Annotated in this window: 4 protein-coding genes; 1 reads left to right on the top strand and 3 read right to left on the bottom strand. The window is 73.7% G+C overall.

The genetic code is table 11. The annotated features are described in order from the left end of the window. Positions 1-83 precede the first annotated feature (83 nt). Entirely contained in the window at positions 84-419 is a 336-nt protein-coding gene (locus AOJ26_RS30410) for a DUF3500 domain-containing protein (protein ID WP_234358706.1), read from the bottom strand. A gap of 123 nt (positions 420-542) precedes the next feature. Between AOJ26_RS30410 and AOJ26_RS30405 the strand changes: the two genes are divergently transcribed. Then, complete coding sequence (locus tag AOJ26_RS30405) at positions 543-1,784, top strand: acyltransferase family protein (protein WP_053851581.1); 1,242 nt, start codon at positions 543-545, stop codon at positions 1,782-1,784. Positions 1,785-1,892: 108 nt separating this feature from the next. Here the strand turns inward: AOJ26_RS30405 and AOJ26_RS30400 are convergent, their stop codons facing one another. Then, positions 1,893-2,990 (bottom strand): DUF3533 domain-containing protein, encoded by a 1,098-nt coding sequence (locus AOJ26_RS30400; RefSeq protein ID WP_078960082.1) that lies wholly within the window; start codon positions 2,988-2,990, stop codon positions 1,893-1,895. 138 nt (positions 2,991-3,128) lie between these two features. Further along, positions 3,129-3,301 (bottom strand): ATP-binding protein (locus AOJ26_RS44600; RefSeq protein ID WP_234358707.1); only part of this gene is annotated, 173 nt, incomplete at its 5' end.

Here is a 3,301-nt window from a genome sequence, read left to right as displayed (position 1 = left end):
CTGCCGCCCCCCACCACGAACCCCTTCCAGGCCCCGGACTTCGGGGACGACGAGGACGAGACCTTCCCCCGGCCGGAAGCGGCCTAGCTCCCCTCAGTCGAGTGGACGTGCTTCTGGGGCGGGACGTCCCCCTGGCTCGCGCCGCACGCGCCGGCCAGGGGACCCGGGCCCTGGCCGTCGACCTCGACCCACACCACGCGGCTGTGCACCCGCACGTAGAACGCGGAGTCGTCGGCCGTCCCGCCCGCCCAGGTGACGTACGTGTCCCACAGGTGGGAGCGGACCTCCGCCGACCGCACCTTCGCCACGTCCGCCTTCGCCCGGACGCCGCACAGGAAGTGCAGCGGGTCGAACTCCTTCGCGGTGAGCGCCATCGGCGTCCCGTCCCGCCGCACCCGCCGGGCCTTCTCGGCCGGCACGGCCGTCCCCCTTGGTGCCCTGACGTGGCACAGCCGACGCCCAGAGAGGCATGCGAGCGTGATTTCCGGTTAGGCGCACCGGGATTACTCGTTTCAGCGGGCAGGTGAGAAGAGATCTCTTTCATGGCGAAGGCACCGGACTCGACAGCCGTGGCGGAATCGGAGCAGGAAGGACAGGGCAAAGCGGACACCGCGGCAGGCGTCCGCAGACCTCCGGCCCCGGTCGCACCCCGTGCGAGCCGGGGTTTTCCGTCCGCGGTGGCCCGCACCGGCCGGGTGAGCGGCCTGGACGGACTGCGCACCCTCGCGGTCGCGCTGGTCGTCGTCCACCATGTGGAGCCCGACGCGCTGCCGGGCGGCGCGGTCGCCGTGGACGTCTTCTTCACCATCAGCGGCTTCGTCATCACCCGCCTGCTGATCGCCGAGTACGTCCGCCGCGGCGGCATCTCCCTCATGGCCTTCTACCGCCGCCGGTGGCTGCGGCTGGTGCCCGCCCTGCTGGCCCTGTGCGCGGTCTGCGCCCTGCTCGCGTCGACGACGTCCCTGTGGGGCTTCGACGGTTCGCTCCAGGCCGCGGGCCTGTCCGCGCTCTTCCTCACCAATGTCGTACGGGCCATGGAGCCCGGCCCCTACTCCGACCTCACCAGCCCGCTCGCGCACACCTGGTCCCTGGGCGTGGAGGAGCAGTTCTACCTCCTGTGGCCGCTCGTCCTGCTCGTCCTCCTGCGGCGCGTGCGGGCCCGCACGGTCCTGCTGGGCACGGCGGCCCTGTGCGTGCTGCCCCTGCTGTGGCGCTGCGTCCTGTGGACCCCGGAAGCGGCCCACCGCATCTACAACGGCACCGACACCCGCGCCGACCAGCTGCTGGCCGGCGCCCTGGTCGCCGTGGCCCTCGCCCGCCTGCGCTCCGACGACCCGCGCCTCGCCGTCCTGCGCACCTGGTCCGCCCGCCTGGCCTGGCCGGCCCTCGCCCTGCTGGGCCTGGTCGCCTGGCAGGTGCCGGTCACCGAGGACCTCGGCCCCTGGACGGCCGCGTGGTACACAACCGGTTTCCTCGCCGTGGCCGCCCTGTCCGCCACCCTGGTCACGGCCCTGGAACTGGGCCCCGACGACCGCCTCTCCCGCCTGCTGGCCCTGACCCCCCTGTCCTGGGTGGGCCGCAACCTGAGCTACGGCATCTATCTCTGGCACTACCCGGTCGTCCGCCTCCTCGCCTCCCTCGGCGTGCAGGAGGGCCGTCTCGCGGCGACGGTGCTCCTGACCCTCCTGATGGCCCTGCTGTCCTACTACGCCGTCGAGAGGCCGTTCCTGCGCAGGGCCCATGTGACCCGCACACGGGGTCCGGCGCCGGCGCCGGCGACGTAGGACGGTCCCGGAGCGGGCCCGCTTCCCCGGCCGGTCGGCTTTGCCGGCGAGACGACCCGCCCGGGGGCCTCAGGACCCCGGCCCCCGTGCGGAACGCCGTGCCTCCCCTCAAGCAGTAACCGCCGCCTCCGCGCCCGTCCCCGCGGGAGCCGTCCGTCCCTCCCGCCACCAGGACGCGGCCCAGGCCAGCACCGCTCCGCCCACCGCGTACGCCACCAGTACCCACAGGGCCGGGCCCGTCGCGTGGCCCGAGAAGTAGACCGTGTTGCGGACCAGGGTCGTGCCGGCGCCGGGCGGCAGGGCCTGGCCGATCGCGCTCCAGAAGGCGGGGAGGAGAGGGGCCGGGTAGACGCCGCCGGAGCTGGGGTTGCCGAGCACCACGAAGAGGAGGATGACCAGACCCGTGCCGAGCAGGCCCAGCAGGGTCTGCAGGGCCAGTGCCGTGGTCGCCGAGGCCAGCACGGTCAGGGTGCCGATCGCGCTCAGGGCCCAGAAGTGGCCGCCCAGGGCGTGGAACACCGGGCCCACGATCACCGCTCCGGCCACGCCCGACACCACCGCGTACGGGATCAGGGCGGCCAGGCGGATCAGGGTGCGGGGGCGGTTCGCCGGGCGGGAGCCGGACGCCATGCCCATGATCGTGGCGGTCAGGTAGCCGCCGATCACCCAGCCCAGGACCAGGTAGAAGGACGTCATGCCGCGGCCGTCCCCGGGGTTGGGGGGCCGGATGTCCGTCACGGTGATCCGGCGCTTCTCGGACGCCTCGATCCGCTGGGCGATCTGGGTGGCCGTCTGGGACACCGACGGGCCGCCCGCCGAGGCGACGAGCAGCGTGTCCTCGGTGCCCCTGGCATTGAAGAGGAAGGCCGCGTCCGTGCGGCGCGTCATCACCCACGCGCGGGCGACGGCCGTACTGGAGGCCGCCGTCGCCGTCACCGGTTCGCCGTCCAGCCCGTTGAGCTGCGCCACGATCTTCGCGGAGGCCTGTGGGGGAGCGACCACGGCCACGGGGATGCGGTGGGGCGTGGGGGAGTGGAAGGCGCCGACGTACGAGACGACGAAGGCCAGTTGGACCAGCAGGCCGCCGAGGACCAGGCCGAAGGCCCGGAACGTCACGGCGTCCTTGAACTCCGCCGCGAAACCAGGGGACTTGGGGGCCGGCTCAGTGGGGGGCCGGCCGGTGGAAGGGCTGGAGGGTGCGTTCACGGGCGCATCGTCGCACAGGCGGGTGAATTCACCGTTCCGTTTGCCGTCCCGCTCAAACCGGACAACCCGGGCGACCCAGGACCCGGGCGATCCGGAGCCCGGGCAACCGCGGACGGAGCGACCCCGTCGCCGGCCCCCCTACTCCGCCGGTAATCCCAGCTCCGCCCAGATCGTCTTCCCCGTGGCCGTCTGCCGGCTCCCCCACCGCTCCGCCATCTGCGCGACCAGCAGCAGCCCCCGCCCGCCCTCGTCGAAGACCCGCGCCCGGCGCAGGTGCGGAGCCGTACTGCTGCCGTCGGAGACCCCGCAGA

It is taken from the genome of Streptomyces sp. NRRL B-24085 (assembly GCF_001282115.1).
GTDB lineage: Bacteria > Actinomycetota > Actinomycetes > Streptomycetales > Streptomycetaceae > Streptomyces.
This window is presented reverse-complemented; position numbering and strand designations above follow the sequence as displayed.